The organism is Coleofasciculus sp. H7-2, from assembly GCF_042747725.1.
GTDB lineage: Bacteria > Cyanobacteriota > Cyanobacteriia > Cyanobacteriales > FACHB-T130 > FACHB-T130.
The window spans coordinates 251,651-273,203 of sequence record NZ_JBHZGO010000105.1 but is presented as its reverse complement, the minus strand read 5'-3'; the positions used below and the strand labels follow the sequence as shown (position 1 = coordinate 273,203).

Annotated in this window: 24 protein-coding genes; 19 read left to right on the top strand and 5 right to left on the bottom strand. The window is 44.3% G+C overall.

Annotation, left to right across the window (positions count from 1 at the left end; genetic code table 11):
- Positions 1 to 38 precede the first annotated feature (38 nt).
- Positions 39 to 215, top strand: a complete 177-nt coding sequence (locus ACFW2W_RS23290; protein ID WP_378183933.1) for a hypothetical protein — start codon at positions 39 to 41, stop codon at positions 213 to 215.
- A 76-nt stretch (positions 216 to 291) separates the two neighbouring features.
- Here the strand turns inward: ACFW2W_RS23290 and fabF are convergent, their stop codons facing one another.
- Entirely contained in the window at positions 292 to 1,542 is a 1,251-nt protein-coding gene (fabF, locus tag ACFW2W_RS23285) for a beta-ketoacyl-ACP synthase II (protein ID WP_378183931.1), read from the bottom strand.
- 205 nt (positions 1,543 to 1,747) lie between these two features.
- The gene (acpP, locus tag ACFW2W_RS23280; protein WP_378183929.1) at positions 1,748 to 1,999 is read right to left on the bottom strand and encodes an acyl carrier protein; all 252 of its coding nucleotides are present in this window, start codon (positions 1,997 to 1,999) and stop codon (positions 1,748 to 1,750) included.
- 350 nt (positions 2,000 to 2,349) lie between these two features.
- Between acpP and ACFW2W_RS23275 the strand changes: the two genes are divergently transcribed.
- Both ACFW2W_RS23275 and ACFW2W_RS23270 read left to right on the top strand, forming a co-directional pair.
- Entirely contained in the window at positions 2,350 to 3,255 is a 906-nt protein-coding gene (locus ACFW2W_RS23275; protein WP_378184051.1) for a CoB--CoM heterodisulfide reductase iron-sulfur subunit B family protein, read from the top strand.
- A gap of 321 nt (positions 3,256 to 3,576) precedes the next feature.
- On the top strand, positions 3,577 to 4,059 hold the full coding sequence (locus ACFW2W_RS23270; protein WP_378183927.1) for a hypothetical protein: 483 nt from the start codon (positions 3,577 to 3,579) through the stop codon (positions 4,057 to 4,059).
- Between the two features lie 78 nt (positions 4,060 to 4,137).
- On the opposite strand, the gene ACFW2W_RS23265 is transcribed toward ACFW2W_RS23270, so the two are convergent.
- Entirely contained in the window at positions 4,138 to 4,302 is a 165-nt protein-coding gene (locus ACFW2W_RS23265; RefSeq protein ID WP_378183925.1) for a hypothetical protein, read from the bottom strand.
- Positions 4,303 to 4,305: 3 nt separating this feature from the next.
- Positions 4,306 to 4,602: a PepSY domain-containing protein gene (locus tag ACFW2W_RS23260; RefSeq protein ID WP_378183923.1), complete on the bottom strand. Its 297-nt coding sequence runs from the start codon at positions 4,600 to 4,602 to the stop codon at positions 4,306 to 4,308.
- Between the two features lie 215 nt (positions 4,603 to 4,817).
- On the opposite strand from ACFW2W_RS23260, the gene ACFW2W_RS23255 reads away from it, so the two are divergent.
- From ACFW2W_RS23255 to ACFW2W_RS23245, 3 genes are all read left to right on the top strand, one after another.
- Positions 4,818 to 5,525, top strand: coding sequence for a response regulator (locus ACFW2W_RS23255; RefSeq protein WP_378183921.1), 708 nt, complete (start codon positions 4,818 to 4,820; stop codon positions 5,523 to 5,525).
- A 1-nt stretch (position 5,526) separates the two neighbouring features.
- Complete coding sequence (locus ACFW2W_RS23250; protein WP_378183919.1) at positions 5,527 to 6,624, top strand: sensor histidine kinase; 1,098 nt, start codon at positions 5,527 to 5,529, stop codon at positions 6,622 to 6,624.
- 495 nt (positions 6,625 to 7,119) lie between these two features.
- Positions 7,120 to 7,320, top strand: coding sequence for a hypothetical protein (locus ACFW2W_RS23245; protein WP_378183917.1), 201 nt, complete (start codon positions 7,120 to 7,122; stop codon positions 7,318 to 7,320).
- A gap of 111 nt (positions 7,321 to 7,431) precedes the next feature.
- Here the strand turns inward: ACFW2W_RS23245 and ACFW2W_RS23240 are convergent, their stop codons facing one another.
- The gene (locus tag ACFW2W_RS23240; RefSeq protein ID WP_378183915.1) at positions 7,432 to 8,298 is read right to left on the bottom strand and encodes a WYL domain-containing protein; all 867 of its coding nucleotides are present in this window, start codon (positions 8,296 to 8,298) and stop codon (positions 7,432 to 7,434) included.
- A 95-nt stretch (positions 8,299 to 8,393) separates the two neighbouring features.
- On the opposite strand from ACFW2W_RS23240, the gene cas3 reads away from it, so the two are divergent.
- From cas3 to cas2, 13 genes are all read left to right on the top strand, one after another.
- Complete coding sequence (cas3, locus tag ACFW2W_RS23235) at positions 8,394 to 10,583, top strand: type I-D CRISPR-associated helicase Cas3' (protein WP_378183913.1); 2,190 nt, start codon at positions 8,394 to 8,396, stop codon at positions 10,581 to 10,583.
- Between the two features lie 324 nt (positions 10,584 to 10,907).
- Positions 10,908 to 11,105 carry a hypothetical protein gene (locus ACFW2W_RS23230; RefSeq protein ID WP_378183911.1) on the top strand — a complete coding sequence of 66 codons (198 nt, stop codon included), beginning with the start codon at positions 10,908 to 10,910 and terminating at the stop codon, positions 11,103 to 11,105.
- A 253-nt stretch (positions 11,106 to 11,358) separates the two neighbouring features.
- The gene (locus ACFW2W_RS23225; RefSeq protein WP_378183909.1) at positions 11,359 to 11,604 is read left to right on the top strand and encodes a DUF433 domain-containing protein; all 246 of its coding nucleotides are present in this window, start codon (positions 11,359 to 11,361) and stop codon (positions 11,602 to 11,604) included.
- A gap of 22 nt (positions 11,605 to 11,626) precedes the next feature.
- Entirely contained in the window at positions 11,627 to 12,202 is a 576-nt protein-coding gene (locus ACFW2W_RS23220; protein WP_378183907.1) for a hypothetical protein, read from the top strand.
- A gap of 21 nt (positions 12,203 to 12,223) precedes the next feature.
- A complete protein-coding gene (locus tag ACFW2W_RS23215) occupies positions 12,224 to 12,643 on the top strand; it encodes a hypothetical protein (RefSeq protein ID WP_378183905.1) in 420 nt (139 codons plus the stop codon).
- A gap of 29 nt (positions 12,644 to 12,672) precedes the next feature.
- Positions 12,673 to 16,008, top strand: a complete 3,336-nt coding sequence (cas10d, locus tag ACFW2W_RS23210; protein WP_378183903.1) for a type I-D CRISPR-associated protein Cas10d/Csc3 — start codon at positions 12,673 to 12,675, stop codon at positions 16,006 to 16,008.
- A 3-nt stretch (positions 16,009 to 16,011) separates the two neighbouring features.
- Positions 16,012 to 16,620 (top strand): hypothetical protein, encoded by a 609-nt coding sequence (locus tag ACFW2W_RS23205; RefSeq protein WP_378183901.1) that lies wholly within the window; start codon positions 16,012 to 16,014, stop codon positions 16,618 to 16,620.
- Between the two features lie 33 nt (positions 16,621 to 16,653).
- Positions 16,654 to 17,703, top strand: coding sequence for a type I-D CRISPR-associated protein Cas7/Csc2 (cas7d, locus tag ACFW2W_RS23200; protein WP_378183899.1), 1,050 nt, complete (start codon positions 16,654 to 16,656; stop codon positions 17,701 to 17,703).
- A 5-nt stretch (positions 17,704 to 17,708) separates the two neighbouring features.
- Positions 17,709 to 18,413 (top strand): type I-D CRISPR-associated protein Cas5/Csc1, encoded by a 705-nt coding sequence (cas5d, locus tag ACFW2W_RS23195; protein ID WP_378183897.1) that lies wholly within the window; start codon positions 17,709 to 17,711, stop codon positions 18,411 to 18,413.
- A gap of 42 nt (positions 18,414 to 18,455) precedes the next feature.
- Positions 18,456 to 19,295 carry a CRISPR-associated endoribonuclease Cas6 gene (gene cas6, locus ACFW2W_RS23190; RefSeq protein ID WP_378183895.1) on the top strand — a complete coding sequence of 280 codons (840 nt, stop codon included), beginning with the start codon at positions 18,456 to 18,458 and terminating at the stop codon, positions 19,293 to 19,295.
- Positions 19,296 to 19,378: 83 nt separating this feature from the next.
- Complete coding sequence (gene cas4 / locus ACFW2W_RS23185; RefSeq protein WP_378183893.1) at positions 19,379 to 19,972, top strand: CRISPR-associated protein Cas4; 594 nt, start codon at positions 19,379 to 19,381, stop codon at positions 19,970 to 19,972.
- A gap of 143 nt (positions 19,973 to 20,115) precedes the next feature.
- Positions 20,116 to 21,120, top strand: a complete 1,005-nt coding sequence (gene cas1d, locus ACFW2W_RS23180) for a type I-D CRISPR-associated endonuclease Cas1d (protein WP_378183891.1) — start codon at positions 20,116 to 20,118, stop codon at positions 21,118 to 21,120.
- 24 nt (positions 21,121 to 21,144) lie between these two features.
- The gene (gene cas2, locus ACFW2W_RS23175; protein ID WP_378183889.1) at positions 21,145 to 21,432 is read left to right on the top strand and encodes a CRISPR-associated endonuclease Cas2; all 288 of its coding nucleotides are present in this window, start codon (positions 21,145 to 21,147) and stop codon (positions 21,430 to 21,432) included.
- Positions 21,433 to 21,553 lie beyond the last annotated feature (121 nt).

Genomic DNA, 21,553 nt, shown 5'->3' with positions numbered 1-21,553 from the left:
ATCTCTTCTACTTAACGACGGTTTAGCACGCTTATTGGGTGAGCGGGAAGTTGAATGCTCTGGATCGCCCTAAGCACCCATTAACCGATCATCCCATTAGCCGGATGGATGGGCAAGTCGTGGGCAGTATTAAGGGATCGCCCATTGGTATCGAAACAGGTGGCTCTCTTGCTTACCCCATTTCGATTCGGAATGGGAGATCCCGTACTTTGTGAGAAACAGGATAAATTATAGAGGGTGAAGGCTTAAATATTTTCTCCTTCACCCGACCCGCTGATATTTTTATCGCCCCTATCTGTACTTTTTAAATGCGAGTGTCACATTGTGACCGCCAAACCCGAAAGAGTTCGACAGCGCCACCTCGACTGTTTGAGAGCGACTTTTGTTGGGTACATAATCTAGGTCGCATCCCGGATCGGGGTTTTCCAGGTTGATGGTGGGAGGAATCTGGTTTTGGGCGATCGCCATCACCGTAGCAACTGCTTCAATCCCTCCAGAACCGCCCAGTAGGTGCCCCGTCATCGATTTGGTGGAGCTAATCGCCACTTTGTAGGCACTCTCACCTAAAGCTTTTTTGATCGCTGCTGTCTCAGTCACATCGTTGGCTGGTGTGCTGGTTCCGTGAGCATTGATGTAGCTAACTCGATCGGGAGCCAATCCTGCATCTTTTAAAGCTAGCTGCATGGCTCTGCTAGCTCCTTCACCACCTGGAACTGGCGCTGTCATGTGGTAGGCATCGCACGTCATACCGTAGCCGACAATTTCCGCATAAATCCGAGCGCCACGGCTCAAGGCGTATTCCAGTTCTTCCAAAACTAAAATGCCACAGCCTTCGCCCATGACAAAGCCATCGCGATCGCGATCGAAAGGACGACAAGCATGAGCCGGGTCGTCATTGCGCGTCGAAAGTGCCCGTGCTGACGAAAATCCAGCCAACGATAAAGGTGTCACGGCGGCTTCGCTACCGCCACAAATCATCGCTTGGGCATATCCCCCTTGAATCAGGCGAAAGGCATCTCCCACCGCATTAGAGCCAGATGCACAGGCTGTCACTGGGCAAGAGTTTGGCCCTTTGGCACCCGTGTGAATTGCCGTTAAACCCGCTGCCATGTTAGCGATCATCATGGGAATCATAAACGGGCTACAGCGGTCGGGACCACGACTCAAGTAGATTTCTTGCTGGTCTTCCAACACTTTGAGACCGCCCACTCCGCTGCCAATGATGACGCCTACTTGTTCTGCGTTCAGCTCATTAATCACAAATTGAGCGTCTGCGATCGCCTGCTTGCTCGCGGCTACCGCAAACTGGGCAAAACGATCCATCCGCTTTGCTTCCTTACGTTCCAGGTATTTGTGGGGGTCAAATCCCTTGACTTCACCAGCCATGCGACAATCATGCCGGGAAGGATCGAACAATGTAATCGGGCCAATGCCATTTGTGCCGCTCAACAACCCTGACCAATAATCTGCCAAAGTGTTGCCTATCGGTGTAATCGCGCCGAGACCTGTGACAACAACGCGCTTCCGTTCAAAATTTGTCATTATGCCAGTAATAGATGGGTTTTGCACCCAAAACGCAAAACAGTAATAAGACCGAGGAAAGAAGACCCAGAACTAAGTATCTATTTTTATTTTCAACTTAGGACTTCCTTGTGGGCGAGTTTTGCACCGAGTTTTAATTAGTTTTAATTAACGCGCCCGAAGAAAATTCTTCTTTACCCGCCCCTACAGCATTCAGCACGATTATTTATGCCGAAGCCGCCACTTTGCCAGTGATATAGTCCACAACGGCTTGAACGGTGCCAATTTGCTCAGCTGCCTCGTCTGGAATTTCGATATCAAACTCTTCTTCCAACGCCATCACGAGTTCAACCGTATCGAGGGAATCCGCTCCCAAATCGTTAGCAAAGCTAGCTTGCGGCGTGACTTCGTCGGGTTCAACCTCCAGTTGTTCCGCCACAATCTTCTTGACTCTTACAAAAATTTCCTCTTGGCTCATATTGATCCTCTACCCATTCCCTCAAGCTTGTTCTTAGGGTTATACGGTTCTAAGCATCTCTTCATCTTATCTGAAAGAGGGGACAACAAAAGCGGTAGATAGTCGCTTCTCCAAGTGGCACTGTCATATTGAAACTTAAACGAATGTGACCAGTTGTCCCCGGTACGGTATGGACAAGCGATGATAGGGGTAAAGGGAGTGCTGAGGACTGTTAGCTTAGAGGCGTGACAGCGCGGACTGAATGAAAAAAGTAATTTTTTTGCTCCTCCTGATTCCTGACATCTCTTTCCTCAGTCCTCAGTCCTGAAGTTATCAGTCCTTCTCAAGTGCCTGTAGTCTTTCGTCAAAATATGGCATCCCCGACTCTTAAATATGCTTACTTTCCCGGCTGCGTTGCTCAAGGGGCTTGCCGGGAGCTTTACCAGTCTACAGCAGCCCTCACCCAAGCTCTGGGCATCGAACTGATTGAGCTAAAAAAAGCTGCTTGTTGTGGTTCTGGTACCTACAAAGAAGATTCTCAACTGCTAGAAGATACGGTAAATGCCCGCAATATTGCTCTGGCAGAAGAACTGAATCTGCCGCTGCTAACCCATTGCAGTACCTGCCAGGGCGTCATTGGTCATGTGGATGAGCGTTTGAAGGACTCCCAACAATCAAACCCAGCTTATATTGAGCAGGTGAATGGCTTATTGAAGAAAGAAGGCTGTTCTCCCTATCAAGGCAGTACAGAAGTCAAACATCTGCTTTGGGCATTGGTAGCCGATTACGGATTAGATGAGTTGCAAAATCGAGTTAGCCGCAAGCTTGCTGGGTTGAAATGTGCGGCATTCTATGGCTGCTATTTGCTACGCGCCCAAACTCATATCCCCTATGACGACCCGCATCAACCGGAATCTATGGAGAATGTGTTTCGGGCAGTAGGGGCGACGCCAGTTTACTACCGAGGACGCACCCAGTGTTGCGGATGGCCCCTTTCCAGCTATGCCACCACGCAATCTTTCAAGATGGCTGGGTCGCATATTCAAGAAGCCCTCAATGCTGGTGCCGATTGTATGGTGACACCTTGTCCCTTGTGCCACCTGAATCTCGACTCCCGTCAACCGGAGGTTGAAAAAACAATCGGGCATAAGTTGGGTTTGCCAGTGCTGCATTTACCCCAGTTAATTTCTCTGGCGCTGGGGATTAGCCCGAAACAGCTCGGTTTGGATAGACACATTGTCTCGACTCATCCGGTGTTGGAAAAATTGGGCTTTTAGTGGGTAGGGTGGGCTACTTTAGTCCTGGCATCGGTGTTTATCTAAGTTGTAGAAAATTCACCACCGTGATTGTTTCCTAGAAACTGTCTTGAGCTGCCAAGCCCTCAAGACAGTTTCTACAAAATCAGGACTTACGCAAAGCTTATATATATAGCGTTTTTTCGGGTTCAATCCCCCTGTGGTTGCCCTCAGATGTCGCGCAAGTTGCGTAAGTCCTGAAAATCTGAGAAATTTGATGTGACATGGCAAAGACTTTTAGGTTAAAAGAATGGTTAGGCGTGGGGATAAGTTTATAATTCCGATTAGGGATTGAAATAAGCTATGGATTTTGAACCAGAAGTTACTGCAACCTCAATGCCCGAAGCAACTGAATTTGCTGAACCACCACGAAGCGCCTTCAAAGCTGCGACGCTAACGCCTTTGGAGTTGCTGCGAGATACCGAAGGGTTGCTGCGACGCAAAACTTTAGCAACTCTGACGCCGGTTTTGCCGCCTCTAGTGGCAACCAGTTTGCAAGATGCTTCAGAGGTGGCTGATGAATCTCTCAACCAACTGGCTGAGATTGACTTAGATGAAATCAGCGATGAGGAATTGAAACCAGCTCGTATTCTGATTGGTTTGACTTTTTCGGGATTTGGGGCGCTTTTTCTGGTTTTGTTGCTGCTTTATCTGTATCTCTTGCATCCAGAACTTAGCCCAGTCCAGCAGGTGCGCGAATATTGGTATGAGTATATTTGGTTTGTCTGCTTGGGCGTTGCTGGAATGATGATGCTAGGTCGAGAGACGATGCGCCCAAAAAATTAAAAATTAAATTTCTCAATTCTTAATTTTTAAGTGTCAGGGTTCTGAAAGTAATCGCTGTGGCTAAACAAAATATTAAAGTTATTCTGCAAAAGGCAAAATCAAGCAATAAGTAGGCACTTCGCCTATTGCAGCGCTTTTAAACGTTTGCAGCTCAAACGTCAGTCCTGTATTTGCCTCCACCTGGGGAGGAGCTAACTGAGGGGCACCCGCGACAAAAACACCTAAAATTTTTCCGAACCGCACAGGTCAAATTTCCTCAGAACGTTTCCTAGCGTTACGCCGCATCTGAAACCACATCCAGATTCCAGTAATTACCAAGGTTAATAAACCCAGCGCATTCAGGAACGGATAGATTATCTCTAGATTCAGAGAACCAAAATGACCTTTATGCCAATCTAGCAGCCAGTCGAAGTCCTCACCCTTGCCTTCGAGATCGACAATTTGATAAATCGAGCCGGTGAAGAGCGTCAATAGGAGTGGCAGCAGCATAATCGGGGCAAGGGCGCGATGGAGTTGACGCAGACGAACCTGATAAATTCTCATGGGAATGTTTTTAATAAACTAGAAACAATAACGTAAGACTCTCGTCCCAGCCGTTAGTATCGCTGATCTCAGACTTAAGTGAGTTAAAGTTTTATAATTTTTCATCACTTAATTCAATTCTTGCAAAACTGTTTGCCGTTTCCGTGTCATCGGGATGAATTTAAAATGACTTGGCGAGAAATCTTTTTATTGTCTTTATATCGCCTGCGAGCAATATGGATATTCTGATTGTTGAGGATGAACCGGAAATTGCCAAACTCATCCAGTTGACTTTAGCAAAAGAGGGGTTTTCCTGTCAGTTATGCCGGGATGGTTTGAGAGCTTTACAAGTTTTTCAGGAGCAACAACCAGATTTAATGATTCTCGACTTGATGTTACCGGGTTTGGATGGGCTGGAAGTGTGTGCCAGAATACGGCAGAAACCGGGAGCAAAAGATCCCTATATTTTGATGCTGACGGCTAGAGGTGAAGAAATTGACCGGGTAATTGGTCTATCTACGGGTGCGGATGATTACCTTGTCAAACCGTTTAGCCCTAGAGAACTGGTTGCGAGAGTTCGGGCGTTACTGCGGCGTAGCTTGCGTCAGGGCGGACAACATCAGGTTTACCGCACTCAGCATTTCACGGTTGATGTAGAACAGCACTCTGCCTCTCGTCAACTGAGTCCTCATCCGTGGGAAGCACTCGATTTGACTACGTTAGAATTTAATCTCTTGACTACGTTTATCAGTCATCCCAGTCGCGTCTGGAACCGAACGCAACTCATTGAGAAACTTTGGGGGAACGATTTTTTTGGCGATGAACGGGTGGTGGATACTCATGTGGCTCGGTTGCGGAAAAAAATTGAACCTGACCCAGCCAATCCCACCTTTATTAAAACAGTGGTTGGTGTGGGCTATAAATTTGAAGACTCACCTCTATAAAATGCCCCGGAATAAAATGGGACTGCGATCGCGCTTGTTTCTTTCCCATCTCTTAGTGATGATGGTAGGAGTGGGTAGTCTACTCATTATCAGCAAACTGTCTTCTCCCCGCTTCTTTATCGTCCAGCTTGAACAAATCGAAGTCAGCGGCATACAGGTACGCTATGCTCGCAGGCAGCTGGTGAGAGGGTTTGAAACAGCCTGGAGTCGCAGCACTTTCTTGTCATTTATCGCGGGTGCCACGGCTGCTGGGGGCTTGAGTTATTGGGTATCTCGCCGAATTACCCAGCCTTTGACGCAGATGGAACAAATTACCCGCAAGTTTGCCGCTGGGCACTTGGATGAGCGCCTACCGAAGAGCGAAATTCCAGAACTCAACCGCCTGGGTGCTAGTTTTAACCGCATGGCGTCTAGTCTCGAAGGTGTGGAACAGCGGCGGCGAGAACTTATTAGCGACCTGACGCATGAACTCCGAACGCCCCTAACTGTGATTCGCGGCTACCTGGAGGAGATGGCTGACAGCAGGATTGAACCATCGCCAGAAGTTTACCAGCGGTTGGTGCGGGAAACAACCCGGCTAGAGCGGTTAGTCAACGATTTGCAGGAACTCTCTAAAGCAGAGGCGGGGTATTTACCAATCAATCTCCAGCCGGTCAATCTACGACCTTTATTAGAGTCCCTGTTGGAAAAATTTTCTGACCAGGTGCTGGAAGATGGCCCGGTGCTGCGGTTAGACTGTCCGCTCCAGTTGCCCCCGGTATTAGCTGATATTGACCGTGTGGAGCAGGTTTTGGTTAATCTATTGGGAAATGCACTGCTATACACCAGTGCTGGTTCGATTACGGTCAAAGCCTGGAGTGAACCAAAACGCCTCTGGATTGCTGTAGTGGATACGGGTCAAGGAATTGCACCAAAAGATTTGCCTCATATCTTTGAGCGATTTTGGCGGGCTGAGCAGTCTCGAATCCAAAATTCCAGAGGAACTGGCATCGGTTTAGCTATTTCCTCCCGGTTGCTAGAACTGCAAGGCGGTCAGATTGAAGTAGAAAGCGAACTGGGAAAGGGTAGTACGTTTCGTTTTTTCTTGCCTTTAGCTTGACGGTTGTACTTGAGCTAATGACTGTACGGGGCTTTTGTTGGAGCGCCTCAATTTTTATAGATTTTAGGACTCGCCGCACATCACCACATCTGCCACCGGCAACCACAGGGGGATTGAACCCGAAAAAACGCTATATGTATAAGCTTTGCGTAAGTCCTGAGATTTTATGAATAAGGCACCGTTCCTGGTTGGGCTTTCCACTTCCTAAGGTTGGAGGGCAAGTGTGTAATGTCGGAATTGCTTGCGTAAAGGGCAAAGGAAGCGTTGAAAAGTAATATAGCAACATAGCAAAAGTTGACTTTGGCAACAATTCTGATAATTCGTTACTAGATGTTCGTATTACAAACTTTAGGCACAACTTGCTCATACTGTTGTCATAACAGGCTGTTAGTCTGAGAAAATCCCTTTGCGTTAAGTTTTGTTAAGCAATAGAAATTGCCGATCTCTGGCACGGGAATGCTCAATAGAGAGAAATAAAGGACTCTAGATACACTTATGATCTGTATAGAAGTGATTTACCTGCTGATAGCGACTACTTTATTTACCATCTGGCTAGAATTCTTTAAGCGCGATCGCAGTTGGAATACAGAAGAAAGATTTTCATCTTTTATCACTTTGGTGGTCGCAACAGTTTTCTGGCCTCTGGTTCTTCCCATCGCTTACATAGAGGTTTTGAAAACTAAAGAGAAATTATAATATCGAGTTGTAGTTGGGAGCATCCCAATAAAAATTAAAAATTAAAAATTAAAAAAGGAAATTATTCAATTTTTAATTTTGCATTTTTAATTTTTAATTCTCTTGCTGGCACTAATCCCGAATTTCCAGATTGTACTGACGGCAGAGGGATTTTATTTTGTCTGTCAGGCGCGATCGCACGTTTTCCGGCGACACCACTATACAATCTGGTGCATACTGCATGACTTCTCGGATAAACCAGAAGGTAGCAGACACTCGCCTAACTACTCGCCGTACTCGCTGGCCATCTGCTAACCAATCATTAGCAATATCTTCAGGTTTAGCTTGATAAGCAAAAGCCAAGCCACCCGTTAAGTGCATTTCCACTTCTATCCGATCCAGATTAGGAAGCCACTCACCCTCAACAGGTATCACTGCCGCTTCTTGGATACGGTCTAAACGCAAACACCAGTTGTGAACGAGTTCCGATACATCCTGGTTTCCTTCTGTCTCCTCGCACCAGCAATCGAGATATTGTCGCTTTTCGTGAGGAGTGACTTTGGCATGGCGGACAGTAAAGTTCCACAAGCGACCCGCAGCATCTTGGTAAGAAAGCTGAAAGGGTTGCTGGCGGAGGATGTAGCGGTCAATCTCCAAACGCCAAGGCGGGGGCAGGTTCGCTAAAAAACGTTCTATTTCTGCTCTTAAGGGCAATGAGAGTTCGCTGCGTTCGAGAAGCAACTCCGCAATGATTTGGGCTTGTTCAATCTGTCCGATGTCGGTTAAAGCCCGGATAGACCGATCTAGCGCTCTAATGCGTGTTTCTGACCAATCATGGTTACGACCGATGATTAGCTGGCGACGCGCGATCGCTTCTACCAGCTTGGAGATGTTGGGACGTTCTCCCCACATCATGCCAAGTTCGTGGGCGATCGCTTCTAACTCTGCTTTGTCGCGATCGGAAACTGAGAGGGTAATAGACTGACCTTTTCGACTCATTAAAAGTGTCCGTATACTTCTATTCGTATGTATCTTGCCAATCTCTATTTTGAGTGCCATGATGAAAAGCAACAAGCAAGTCACGGACACTAAATATGGACAAGTCCGATTATCGCATCACCCTGAAACCTGTTTATTCTTGTCCCGCCTCAGAAACACCAAAGGGCGTAAAGCTACCAGATGGTTGGTCGCTTTCCTGGCATCAAACCGCAACGTTGGAGGCAATCCGCAACCCCAACGTCGATGTCATCTTCAACACCGCAATGACGGGCGACGGGAAAAGCTTGGCAGCTTATCTAGAGACGCTAGTAACAGACTTTTTGGCAATTGGACTATATCCAACTAATGAACTTGCCCGCGACCAGGAAACGCAAATTCAGGACTATATTGAAAAATTTCAGCTTAAAATTAAGCCGCGTGTTGTTCGACTCAGTGGGCAAGAGTTAGAGATTTATGCAGAAAATGAAGGGCTAAAAAAAGCAGCAGCAATTGCTACTCGCACAGGTCAAGCTGAAATTTTATTGACTAATCCTGACATCTTTCACTACTTGTATCGAGGTGCATATCTAATTCGTGATGATAGTCCTGATAAGCTCTGGAGCCGAATTGACAAGTATTTTGATTTATTCATATTTGATGAATTCCATGTTTTCCAGGCTCCACAAATTGCTAGTGTGATTAACACAATGCTGTTAATCAAGAATACTAATCGTCAAAAGAAATTTCTCTTCCTGTCAGCAACTCCGAATAAACAACTAATAGATCGACTCAAGTTATCTGGTTTTCGATGTAAGGAGATTAACCCCATTGAAGAGAACAAGTATCAGTTTCCAGATACAGAGGCTCAGTGTCAGCAACTGAATGGACAAGGATGGCGACAGGTATCACGAGAAATTTCTCTTCAGTTTATCTCTCTGGAACCCAGCAATAAGGCTTCTGAAACTTGGTTGAAAGAAAATAGCGACTTAATCTTTGGTCACTTTCAGCAGTATCCAGGGAGCAAAGGAGCAATCATTCTCAACTCAATTGCAACGGTGAAGCGCCTTACATCATTCTTTCGAGAATTGTTGCATCCTCATGGGTTAGTGGTTGGGGAAAATACAGGTTTATCTGGGAAGGAGGAAAAAGAGCGATCGCTTTTAGCAGATTTGGTTCTCGGTACTAGCACAATTGATGTTGGGGTTGACTTCAAGATTAATTTCTTAATCTTTGAATCAGCAGATTCAGGTAGTTTCATTCAGCGTCTAGGAAGACTGGGACGGCATGATGGCTACGAACAGAATGGACAAAAGATTGCTTTTAAAACTTTCATAGCTTATGCACTCGTACCCAATTTTATAGTAGAAAAATTGTTTCTAGGTGATTCTCCAGTTCTAGAAGCAACTGGCATTTATGACCGTTCCTTCTTTCACAACCAAATTCGTGAGAACTACCGCAGAATCAACGATTTTGAAGGATATTACTCTCGCTGGGGTGCAGTTCAGTCAATGCGGCTTTGCCGACAGCTAGGACATAAAACAATTAAGCAGCAATATGAAGGCAGTCAAAAGGCATTTCAAACGGCTTGCGAACAAGTATTTAATATTAGCCTGAAAAAGGTTTTTGGTCGTAGCATGGCATGGGAAAAAGAGTGGCAGCAACTCTCAGGTAAGGATAAGGGAAATCCTATTGCTGAGGATGCAGCAAGTTTTCGAGGGTCTAGTCCTCTTCAGTGCGGCATTTACGATCTCACAGAATCAAATCAGGTAGATAAGTTTAAAACTTATGATTTACCAGGGATTTTGAGTAATTTGGAAATCGAAGTGATGACTAAAGAGGAGTTTATGCGATCGCTTCTCCAAACTGCTGAACGCATCGGACAACCCATTCCCAAAGGGCGATTTGCACACTGTCTCGCCTTCATGAAGTTACGGACATATCGGGAAGAACGGCTGAACTGGCGGTTTACTTATTCAGGCAAGTTGGATGCGATAGCTTCTTCTTGGAAGGTTCAGGTTTTGACTGGTATCGAGGTTTGGCAACCTGACAACTATTGGATTAGTGAAATCAACAAGCGGTTGAGAAAGCAAGCTTTAGTCAGTTATGTGCTGCGTCATCCGGTGGCAGAGGTGCGATCGCGCTTGCGCCTCCCCATGCACTTTGCAATTTACCCAATCAGCGATCAATACAGTTTTCATGATGCAACTGCACCTTATTCTATTGCTTTCAGCCAGTCAGCTTTACTACTAGATACGCTTGCTTACTCGTTCAAAAGTAAAGGAGGTGAAATATGGATTGCTGGATAGTTTCAATCCCTGATAGGGATTAGGGGTTAGTTTAGCAGGGAAGCTTACGGCAATAAGCGCAGACTTATTCCTTTCAATCCCTGATAGGGATTTGAGATTCCTGCAACCCGTGAAATGAGATGTTCTTTGTCAAGGATGTCATGAGAGGGTTGAATAAGTCAACGCTTATGGATTGTTGAATAAGTCAGTGCTTTAATTTTGCTTGACATGAGCTATCGCTTTAAGTACCTTCAGATTAAGCAAATCGCTGAAGCCCAGAAATGATAAGCATTTGGGCTGAGGGATTTGTTTGAGAAAAATTCTAAAAGGAGGTGATAAATAACTATGCTTGTCAAATTGACCAATCTTGAGCGATTAATTGTAGTCCTAAAAGACGGTCAGTGGCATTCGAGCGATGAGCTAGCTAACCAGGTTAGCTGGCGCTTCGGACACACAGTGTTTGAAGCTCGCAAGAAGGGCTACTCAATTGAGAAGCGGAAGGTTGCCCACAACCGATTTGAATATCGGATGCTGGCAGCATAACGCATCTCATAGCTCCTGTGGGGATTTCTCTGGCTAACCAGAGAGTCCCTTACAAGGGAGGGAAGCTCTTGAGCAGCTTGCGGCATTAAGTTCAGGCGTAGGCAATCTTAACCCCCATTTGCTAAAAGCAAAACTTGATAGCACAGGCTGGTTAAGCTCCAACCAAAGAACAAACCTAAAGCAGCTAACTCTACTAAAGCTTCCCTCTCCTTTACTCCAACGTCAAAACACCAAAACATTTCAGAGGTCAACAATGAACGAGCAAAAACTATTAGAGAGGATTACAGTCAACCTCAAAATCTTTAGCGGTAAGCCAATTATTCGGGGTCGTCGGCTGGCGGTTGAGCATATTTTAGGAATGCTGGCGGCGGGTGATAACGTCCAGACTCTGCTGGAGGGTTATCCCTGGTTAGAACAGGAAGATGTGCAAGCTTGTTTGGTCTATGCGCGTCGGTTAGTCGGTCACGAGCGAGTTGAATTCTTACCAGTGGAGTTTTAGGGGTGAAGCTACTTCATTAAAGATGCCCAACGAATCGGAAGACCAGGAACTCATAGACCAAGTTCGTGAAATTTATGGAGCATTTTTAGAAAAGCCAGAAAATACAGATTTGGCAAACCGCTTAAGTGCGCTATCAGAAAAATATAGGCGAGTAGCTGAGATGGAAGTTAATGCTGAAGCAAACCCTTTCGTAGGCTTGGATCGCGAAAACCTGCTGATGGAAGCCGAGACTGAACTTGAAGAACTCTCCAGTCAAATAAAGGAAGTCTATGAACTGAATCTGTCACCATCCGAACGACGACTATTTGAGGGAAGAACGCAAGGCGAGATCGATGAAATGCAAGAACTGATGAAACAATGGAGTCCAGCTACCTATGCAGATGTTGCAGCCAGCCTCCTCGACCACTCTTTCAGAAAAAATTACGAACCCTTGGACTATCTGCGGAACGCATCAAGATTTGACAAATCTAAAGCAGTCAGAATTCCGCGCTTGGGTTCTAGTGAAGTGGGTACAGTCAGATGGGAGATTAGAAGCACCGGAGAATACCTTATTGAAACGCCAGAGGGCAAAACTGTCACTTACGGTTTCAATAATTAAAAAACATACTAACGGAGGGTTATGAATATTAAGCAAGGCGAAGCTGAAATCTTTGAGCGTAATCGACTATCCGAGCTTAAAAATCGTTTGTTTGCTTACGAAAAAGCCATGAAAGATGAACGTCGCAAGCTGTGGGAAGCCGAGAAGGAATCGGAGGAAAAACATACTGTTTGGAGCCAGCTAGAACTTCTTTCAACTTATATCTCTGGATACGTTAGCCAGATTGCTGATTACGGCTACATACGTCAAAAACCTCAAGAAGCAATTAACCACTTGCACCAGTTGAGTATATTCGATGTCGATTGCATTGTGAACTGGTATCACCAGTCAGGGGATGAATATCCCAAAATCAAGCAGTTCTTTGAGCTTCTGGACTATATCCGTCTCCTTGCTCTGGAATATATCGAACGGTATCGCTTACTTGAGCCTACAGAAAAATAAGCATTAAATAAGAAATAAAGAGAAAACCCATGGCTTCTAGAAAAAAAGATGAACAATTAAATCTATTTGATAGTGAGAATTATTTAAACTCTGAGCAATCTGATGACTCAGAAGATAACTGGTTGCAAGCTGATGATTCAGAGTCTGAATTTGAACCCTCAGATCGCACTATCGAACCCCAAGCGCGTGAGTTACTGACACTCAAGCTACTACGGGAGGCAATTCAGACTCAAAATCCTAATGATCAGGTGATGAGTGACTTTGCAGAGTATGTATTACCTAATCTGTTACGAATCGCAATTGGCGTTACTGCAAAAGGTGGTAAGTTTTTTGATGAACTCGATCGCAAGAATGAAGCGGAAGGAAAAGATAGAGTTCGACGGGACAATGCTGGCGATCAATCGCTCAATACTCATTTACTCAATGGACTATTTCCAGCTAATTTAATTGAGCAACGGTTGGAAAAATTAAATACTACTGTGCAGCGGGTGGTGAGAGAACGAGAAAGGCGAATCGTAATAGCTGGGTTTATTCTCCATGACTTTGAAAAGTTCCCAGATATGCCTGCTGATTGCCGCAAGTTACCATTAGAACAGCATCGTCAAATTATTGATGAAAAAGTCCGTCAGCTAGGTTTGGATCGCTTCCTCAATCCTGATGATTCAGAAGCCTACAAAGAGTATATAGATGATTTGCTTTGTGTGGCTTATAATGCTCAACGACGGTGGGATACGAACTGGAATTTTTCGGAGTTTGGACTAAATCCAAAATTACGCGATCGCACTCTCCGTAGTCTTTCAGATTTAACCTGTCTAGCCGATTCCCTAGCCTCTATCATCAAACATCCCCAGGATGCTGAAAATACAAGACTAAATGAGTTAATTCATAGCCTGAGTGATGGACAACTAAAATTTACTTACCATAGCATTGCTGAGAACCGAGGCGTACTTACTAATGTAGTCAACAATGCCGTGATGCAGGCACATACAAGCCTCAATACTGAAGATAAAGCTTACTACGAACCACTCTTGTATCTGCCTACAGGAGTCATCTATCTCGCTCACAGAGATGCGCCACCTGTTGCTCCAAATGGTTTACCCAATCGCGTAGTTGTTAGCATCAAAAAACTATGTGCTAATCAACTTTTAGCTCGAAAAGTTGGATTTAGTCGTGGAAATATTGGCATAAAATACGCTGACTACTACAACCTCTTCTTCGACGTTAAAGGTTTAATGCTATTTGCCGTTGATGCAGTGTCTAGCAAAATCAAGACGAGTAAGGCAGCAGATAAAGCTACTAACTTGGCTCAGTTTCAGCGCAGGAGTACTCTAGATAAGAACATTGATATAGATTTTGCAGAAGATGTTCGTATTGATCACTTGGCAGAGCTAGGAGCTTTAATCACTGGAAAGTTTTGGAAGGAATACCTTGATAAGGTTAAAACTGTACTCAAAAAGAACAAAGAACTACCTCCAATCCCAACTATCAATCTTACTGAAATAGCTGTTGACTTTCTTGAGCTGTTTGAGCATAAGCCTGCAATCATAGCACTTCAGCAACTAAAAGATACCGGAGGTATTGCTTATGACTGGTATTACATTGCAGCGCAATACCTTAAACGGAATCCGGGACAGGAAGATGTTCGTGAGATTTCTCAAAATCTTGTTAATCGATGGATAGAGGTCATTGAACCAATCATCACTCAGTATGAATTGTTTGATGAATGGAAAGATCTAAAAGATTGGTGCGATCGCGTAATTATTCTTCCAGGTAATACGTTCAATCAATCAGCCACCGATCAAGCTGAAATCTTTCTGAAGGAACTGACAAACTACAATGCTGCAAAAAAATCCAGTCGAGGACGGCAATTAATTTGTTCTATTTCTCATTCTGCTTATACAGTAACTGAGCAGATGGAGTCAGCAGTTTTATTCACTCCCCAGGTTTACACCAATAAGCAAATGTTGGGAGGTTCTAACGCTAAACGAAATATTTCTAGTATTGCAGGCATTGAAATGATGCTACGACAAATTTTGATGAATCAAACTCAAGCTGTGGGTAAAAAGTTTGAGGATGGGAAGTATCGCTATCTTTATTTCTATCCCACTTATTACTTCACGCCAGAGACTAATAAATTTCTGCAAAAGGCATACAATGGAATTGCTCAAACTCGCTTTGATACCAGCATCCGTAATCACTTTGTTAGTAAGGACTTGCAGGCAAATTTAGAACGCGATCGCTATCAAAGTGTAGACGCTTTCCTTATTAACGAAGATATCGAACCAGGGAAAGACCGAACCTTTAAACTTTCCTATCCAGAAGACCAGCCCTTGACATTTTACTTCATGGCGCTACCTCCTGGACGCGATGGCACTGATACCGAGTCTTGGGTAATGCCTACTTGGTTAGCATTTGCTTTCCCGATGATTCTGGATGTCAAAACAGTGGTTTCTGAGTCGCCGATTCCACCGTTTAATGATGGGGCTGAGTTTGAGGAAAGCGTATTTTTGGATAGTGCGCCACAAGCTTTTCGGGTGTTGCTGAAGCGCGATCGCTTCCGTCTTGACTATATCCTTGAAGGTTGGACGGAGAATGGTAACTCTTATCCCGCACCACTCAACGTCTTAACTGCCGCTTACGCTATACATTTAGATGTCAATGCTAGACAGGGTAAGTCCGGCTATGACTCCAACTGGGGTAGATTTACTGAACTATCAAAGGATTTTGAAACCAGTCCACTCTATGTATTCAGCTACCTAAATCGATGGGTTCGCAATCAGGGAATTGAAAATGCACGAATTGAGAAAATTAAGCTTTATGCTTACCACTTTTACCCCTGCTTTGACCCTTACACTAAATACGATCCAAATTCGGAGGAATTAATCGTGGGAGAAGAATCAAATCTCAATCATCCCAAAAAGCTAACGGAACTTTATCGCAAATTCTATCGAGCAAATAAGCGATACAATCCTAAAGCAAATGCAGTATTAAAACCTATTGATATTGCTGCCAAAACTATTCTTGAAGCTGATTTAAGTTTTCAAGGTGAAGTAATGGTTCATATGGTGGCGGCTGAAGTGTTCAAGCTAATGGATCGGGTTCATGCGTCCACAGCCGAAGGACGTTGGATATTCAAGAATCGGGAAGAAGAACGACAGGCAATTTTAGAGTTTGCTCAGTACTTTGTTGTGGAGGTATTTGAGAAATCTTTTGCAGGCGATCGCGCTCGTCTAGCAGGGCGTCAAATCAACTTAATTCGAGATACTTGTGAGTTTCTTTATCGTCTTGAAGATGACAAAGAACGTCAAAATATTCATCAACATGAATCCGAGGAAATTACCGAAATCGAAACTGAGGAAAACTAGATTATGACTATTCTCGATCCTACTCAGTCTTATACTTTTAGCAAATATTTTGAGATGAATATTTCCCCTCAAGATTTTGCTGGAGAATTTGGCTATACATTTACTCGAAAACGGCTGAATTTACCCCAATATCAGGAGAATCTAGATCGATTAAAAGAACTGCAAGAACGACTTGATGAAATTCTTCCGTACTTTGATTTGGCTAACGAGACAAGTCGCAGAGAAGTATTAGTTTCTCCGATAATTTTAGAATTAGTTCACTATACTAAATCTGAAGTTAGAATTGAGTATCAAATTAAAGTCAATGAGCAATTACAAGGTTACTTCGATTATCTGATAAAAAATCGCAATACCCTCTTAGTAATTGAAGCTAAAAAGGAGGATTTAGATTATGGAATGACTCAACTTTTTGCGGAATTAATTGCCTTAGATAAATGGCAAGAAAATCAACAACAGACTCGCCTGATTGGTTCAGTTACTACTGGCAAAATTTGGGAATTTGCTCAACTAGATCGCACTAATAAACATCTTGATCAAGGACTTGATAGCTATCGCGTTCCCGACGATTTAGACCATCTCATGCGGATTCTTGTTCAGGCTCTTATTGCTTAATTTTTCAAACACTCGTATTTAGGAGATTCGATCATGGCATTAGTTGAATCAATACTCAAATCAATCGACCAGAAGTTCTTTCACGCTGAAATTCCCTACAAACCAATGGGGAAATACGTTCACTTTCTCACTGTCCGAATTACTGAGTCTTACCCATTATTTCAAACAGATGGAGAGTTAAACAAGGCACGAGTAAGGGCAGGAATTACACCAGAAAACCATGCGGCAATTAGCCGTCTAACGATGTTCAAGCGCAAGCAATCTACCCCAGAACGTTTAGTTGGTCGCGAGTTGCTGCGAAACTATGGATTGATAACGGCTGAGGAATGTGAATACAACGTTAAGTTTGCAATGGATAATCCTGACTGTATTATTTATGGGTTTGCGATCGGCGATTCTGGCTCGGAGAAATCGAAAGTTGTTGTTGATACTGCATTTTCCATCACAGCTTTTGACGAATCTCACGAAACTTTCACTCTCAATGCACCTTTTGAAAATGGGACAATGGCATCGAAAGGGGAAGATGGTTCTAAACCAGGAGAGATTACTAGCCGGATTAATCAGCAAGATCATATTAAGCCTCAAGTATTCTTTCCAAGCATTGTGACGCTGAAAGATCCGACTGAAGCAGGTTTTCTGTATGTATTTAATAACATTCTCAGAACCCGACATTATGGCGCTCAAACTACCCGCACAGGTAGAGTTAGGAATGAGTTAATCGGTGTGATATTCGCAGATGGTGAAATTACCAGTAATCTCAGATGGACGCAGGCAATTTATGACAACCTGCAAGCTGAAAATAAACTAAGTTCCCACGATCCACTGGATGAGGATGAGGTAAAAATAGCTGCTACAAGCGCGATCGCAACTTTAATGAGCGAGGAGTTTATTGTGCATGAAGATTTTGTGAGCGATCGCTTTACTTCTCTGTTAGCTGAAATTAAATCTCTTACAGGTAATGAAGAGAGTCTCAAGCAGATTTTACAGCAAGCTCATAAAGAAGCTAAAAATTACAACAAAAAGCACATCAAGCAAAAGCCTGAAACTGATAAAACCAAGTCAGAAAAAGCAGGTAGAAAGTAGTAGCCATGCCTTTGATTTATCGGTGCCAGCTAGAGTTGCATGACAGTATGTACTATGCAACTCGTGAAATTGGAAGACTCTATGAAACAGAGGCAGTAATTCACAATTACGCCCTCTGCTATGCCCTGGGTTTAGTAGATAGTGAAATTTACGCGACCACTGTTCCCGAAGAACATTCCTATCGCTACTTTTGCCCGGAACAAGTACCAAAATACGAGGAACATTTAACGCCTTTAAACGAACAGGAAATTTATGTGACGCCAGCGCGATCGCTCTCTCATTCCTCCACTCTCAACACCTGGAAGTATGCGAATAACAACTACCACGTTGAAATGGAAAAAACCCAGAAGAATATCCCCAGTTTTGGTAGAGCCAAAGAAATTGCTCCTGAAAGCAAATTCGAGTTTTTCATGATTTCTAAAAAACCACTGAAACTATCTAAATGGATTCGCCTGGGTAAGTGGATGAGTAAGGCGGAAGTAGCAATTGTAGAAACTCAAGAGGTAAATAGTTCATCTGCCGAAAAAGAATTCATCTTCGCCCATCCTCTCAATCCTTTAGATGTGATGTTTTCCCATCGAGTAATTAGCTACGACGTAGTTAATATGCCCCCGGTTAGCCTAATTCAAAACGTCAGAATTCGAGGGCAATACTACAAATTTGGTCAGATGGAAATCCCAGCCTGTATGCAATATCGCTTCAGGAGTTGAGCCGGAAATTGAACTGCATGAAATCCTTATATAGAGGTAGAGATGCCCCACAGTCTAGTCCTTAACCTACTTCCCCAGTCACCAATTCCAGCGCAATTTCTGACAGGAAGGCATTTACACGCCCTGTTTCTCACACTTGTCAGTTCCGTAGATCAGGAATTGGGAAACTCTCTCCATAAATCCGGTGCTGACAAAGCCTTCACCCTTAGTCCCTTGCAAAGTAGCCGACAAATTAAACGGGTTGGACTGCAAGACTCTACTTTGCAATGGGAACACAAAACAGCAATACTTGCGGGTACGATTTGTTGGTGGCGCATCTCCCTACTGGATGACACTTTATTTAGCAAACTTACCCAGTTGTGGCTGAATCTTAATCCTCAGCATCCTTGGCATCTGGGTTCAGCGGATTTGCATATCACCAGTATTCTCGGCACTCCCCAATCTACTCAGCCTTGGGCAAATGCCAGCAGCTACGCTCAATTATACGAGCAGGCATCGGATAGCGATCGCCTAATTACCTTCAGCTTTGTCACCCCTACCGCCTTCCGCCAGGGAGAATACGATACTGCCCTCCCTACTAGAGAGTGTGTGTTTAATAGCCTTCTCAATCGGTGGAACAAATACAGCGGCATTGAGTTGTCCCACTTTTCAATAGAATCAATTTTTCCCAGTTTTTTCAACATCCACACGGAAATTGTGGCAGACTCCCGCAGTAAATTCATTGGCTTGACCGGAGAAATCAGCTATCGCATTCTGGGGGATGTTTCACCTGAAGTAATCAAGAACATCAACACCTTGGCTGATTTTGCTCTCTACAGCGGTGTGGGACGTAAGACACCAATGGGTATGGGTATGGTGCGGCGACTGCATATCAAGCCTTAACAAGAATTCTAGAGACCGATTTTACTCGCCCATACACTTTCTAAAAATAACTCAGACAACTAATAGCTTTGGTTGCAAAATATATGAACGATACTGACTACATTTCCATCGCCGCCTTGAATCAATATGCTTATTGTCCACACAGGTGCTGGCGGATGTTTTGTGCAGGTGAATTCGCAGACAATAGCTACACAATTGAAGGCACGGATTTGCATCAAAGAGTGCATACCGTTGGAGAAGGACATCGAGAAGAAACTTGGCAAGTTCGGGCAATCTGGCTGAAATCGGAAAGATGCAAATTGATTGGGAAATCAGACTTAATTGAAGCTACTGATGGAGAACTGTATCCAGTCGAATACAAACGGGGACATACAGGCGAGTGGGATAACGATGAATTGCAAGTCTGCGCCCAAGCATTATGTCTGGAAGAGATGACAGGACAAACGATTACTACTGGCTATATCTACTACGCCCACTCGCACCAACGCACAAAAGTTGAAATAACTGCCGAATTACGAGAAAGCGCGATCGCTACTATTCAATCCGTCCAAAATTTGCTAGCTACTGGACTGATGCCAAAAGCTGTTTACAGCCCACGTTGTAAAGGATGCAGCCTTTACTCCCAATGTTTGCCCCAAGCTGCTGACAAAGTAGGGCGTTATCAAGAAGCTAACTAGCTAAGTTTCAATTGGAGATCCCCCCAACCCCCTTTTGAAGGGGGACAAGAGAAACTGCGTTTTTGCTCTTATTCCCCTTTTTGAAAAGGGGCTAGGGGAATTGTCAAAGTATTGGATAACTCTTCACGATTTAAGGAGGACAAATGGGAACAGTTTATGTGACACAAGACGAAGCTTTTATCGGAAAAACAGACGAACGTCTCATCGTCAAAGCTGGGAAAGAAACTATTTTGGATGTACCGCTGATTAAAGTAGATGGCATCGTTGTTTTGGGGCGTGCTACTGTCTCTCCTGCTGTTGTTATGGAACTGCTTTCTCGGCACATTCCTCTGACTTTTTTAACGGGTACTGGACGCTATTTGGGTAGATTGGAGCCTGAAATGAGCAAAAATATCTTTGTAAGAAAAGCCCAGTGGAAAGCTGCTGGCGAGACGGAACAGGCGGTGCATCTAGTGCGGGGATTTGTACGCGGCAAATTGAAAAACTACCGGATTAACCTGTTGCGTCGAGAACGGGAATGTTCTCAACTTGATTTGCAATCAAATATTACTCGATTAGAGCAAGCGATCGCTCCCATTGATAAAACTATCAAAATCGATTCTCTTCGAGGCTTGGAAGGTGCAGGAAGTGCTGCCTATTTTGGTTGCTTTGACCATTTGATCAAAGGGTCAGAATTTCAGTTTGAAGCCAGACGCCGCCGCCCTCCGACTGACCCGGTTAATGCAATCCTTAGCTTTGGCTACTCTTTGCTCCGCCACGACATTCAGAGTGCAACGAACATAGTAGGATTTGACCCTTATCTAGGCTACCTGCACGTTGAGCGTTATGGTCGCCCTTCACTGGCTTTGGATTTGATGGAAGAGTTTCGTCCTTTAGTGGTGGATGCCATTGTGCTATCAGCACTGAATAAGCGATCGCTCACAAAAGATGATTTTACTGCGGAACCACTCTCTGGGGCTGTTTCTCTGACCAAAGAAGGGCTGCATAAATTTTTGCGATTGTACGAACAAAAGAAACAATTTAAATTCACGCATCCAGTCATGAAAAAGCAATGCACTTATCAGGAATCCTTTGAAATTCAAGCGCGACTGCTGGCGAAGTACCTGATGGGCGAAATCGAAAAATATCCGCCTTTAGTTCTGAAGTAAGCGCTTTCCAATCTTGTCTGCACTATGTATGTTGTTGTCAGTTACGATATTCCAGAGGACAAGCGTCGCACTAAAATCCACTCCATTCTCAAATCTTATGGGCAGTGGATGCAGTTAAGCGTATTTGAGTGTGAGCTGACAGATACTCAGTATGCCAAGTTGCGATCGCGCTTGAACAAGCTGATTAAACCCGATACTGATAGCATCCGCTTTTACTTTCTCTGTGGCTGTTGCCAACGAAAAGTAGAACGGATTGGTGGAGAACAGCCACGGGATGAAACCATCTTTTTTGCCGAATGCGCGGATGGGTAGGTGTTCAGCTAAACCGGGGAGCAAAAACTGGCTGAAGCTCCCCGCGTGCAAGCATTTGACCTTTGTGGTGAGCAATTCACCTTCCGCGGAGGTGGTAGGGGTTGAGGTTGGGAGGTTTTGG

Excerpts from the sequence above, each read along its gene's own strand:
- fabF (WP_378183931.1), bottom strand. The coding sequence starts at position 1,542 with ATGACAAATTTTGAACGGAAGCGCGTTGTTGTCACAGGTCTCGGCGCG.
- acpP (WP_378183929.1), bottom strand. The coding sequence starts at position 1,999 with ATGAGCCAAGAGGAAATTTTTGTAAGAGTCAAGAAGATTGTGGCGGAA.
- ACFW2W_RS23275 (WP_378184051.1), top strand. The coding sequence starts at position 2,350 with ATGGCATCCCCGACTCTTAAATATGCTTACTTTCCCGGCTGCGTTGCT.
- ACFW2W_RS23270 (WP_378183927.1), top strand. The coding sequence starts at position 3,577 with ATGGATTTTGAACCAGAAGTTACTGCAACCTCAATGCCCGAAGCAACT.
- ACFW2W_RS23260 (WP_378183923.1), bottom strand. The coding sequence starts at position 4,602 with ATGAGAATTTATCAGGTTCGTCTGCGTCAACTCCATCGCGCCCTTGCC.
- ACFW2W_RS23255 (WP_378183921.1), top strand. The coding sequence starts at position 4,818 with ATGGATATTCTGATTGTTGAGGATGAACCGGAAATTGCCAAACTCATC.
- ACFW2W_RS23250 (WP_378183919.1), top strand. The coding sequence starts at position 5,527 with ATGCCCCGGAATAAAATGGGACTGCGATCGCGCTTGTTTCTTTCCCAT.
- ACFW2W_RS23245 (WP_378183917.1), top strand. The coding sequence starts at position 7,120 with ATGATCTGTATAGAAGTGATTTACCTGCTGATAGCGACTACTTTATTT.
- ACFW2W_RS23240 (WP_378183915.1), bottom strand. The coding sequence starts at position 8,298 with ATGAGTCGAAAAGGTCAGTCTATTACCCTCTCAGTTTCCGATCGCGAC.
- cas3 (WP_378183913.1), top strand. The coding sequence starts at position 8,394 with ATGGACAAGTCCGATTATCGCATCACCCTGAAACCTGTTTATTCTTGT.
- ACFW2W_RS23230 (WP_378183911.1), top strand. The coding sequence starts at position 10,908 with ATGCTTGTCAAATTGACCAATCTTGAGCGATTAATTGTAGTCCTAAAA.
- ACFW2W_RS23225 (WP_378183909.1), top strand. The coding sequence starts at position 11,359 with ATGAACGAGCAAAAACTATTAGAGAGGATTACAGTCAACCTCAAAATC.
- ACFW2W_RS23220 (WP_378183907.1), top strand. The coding sequence starts at position 11,627 with ATGCCCAACGAATCGGAAGACCAGGAACTCATAGACCAAGTTCGTGAA.
- ACFW2W_RS23215 (WP_378183905.1), top strand. The coding sequence starts at position 12,224 with ATGAATATTAAGCAAGGCGAAGCTGAAATCTTTGAGCGTAATCGACTA.
- cas10d (WP_378183903.1), top strand. The coding sequence starts at position 12,673 with ATGGCTTCTAGAAAAAAAGATGAACAATTAAATCTATTTGATAGTGAG.
- ACFW2W_RS23205 (WP_378183901.1), top strand. The coding sequence starts at position 16,012 with ATGACTATTCTCGATCCTACTCAGTCTTATACTTTTAGCAAATATTTT.
- cas7d (WP_378183899.1), top strand. The coding sequence starts at position 16,654 with ATGGCATTAGTTGAATCAATACTCAAATCAATCGACCAGAAGTTCTTT.
- cas5d (WP_378183897.1), top strand. The coding sequence starts at position 17,709 with ATGCCTTTGATTTATCGGTGCCAGCTAGAGTTGCATGACAGTATGTAC.
- cas6 (WP_378183895.1), top strand. The coding sequence starts at position 18,456 with ATGCCCCACAGTCTAGTCCTTAACCTACTTCCCCAGTCACCAATTCCA.
- cas4 (WP_378183893.1), top strand. The coding sequence starts at position 19,379 with ATGAACGATACTGACTACATTTCCATCGCCGCCTTGAATCAATATGCT.
- cas1d (WP_378183891.1), top strand. The coding sequence starts at position 20,116 with ATGGGAACAGTTTATGTGACACAAGACGAAGCTTTTATCGGAAAAACA.
- cas2 (WP_378183889.1), top strand. The coding sequence starts at position 21,145 with ATGTATGTTGTTGTCAGTTACGATATTCCAGAGGACAAGCGTCGCACT.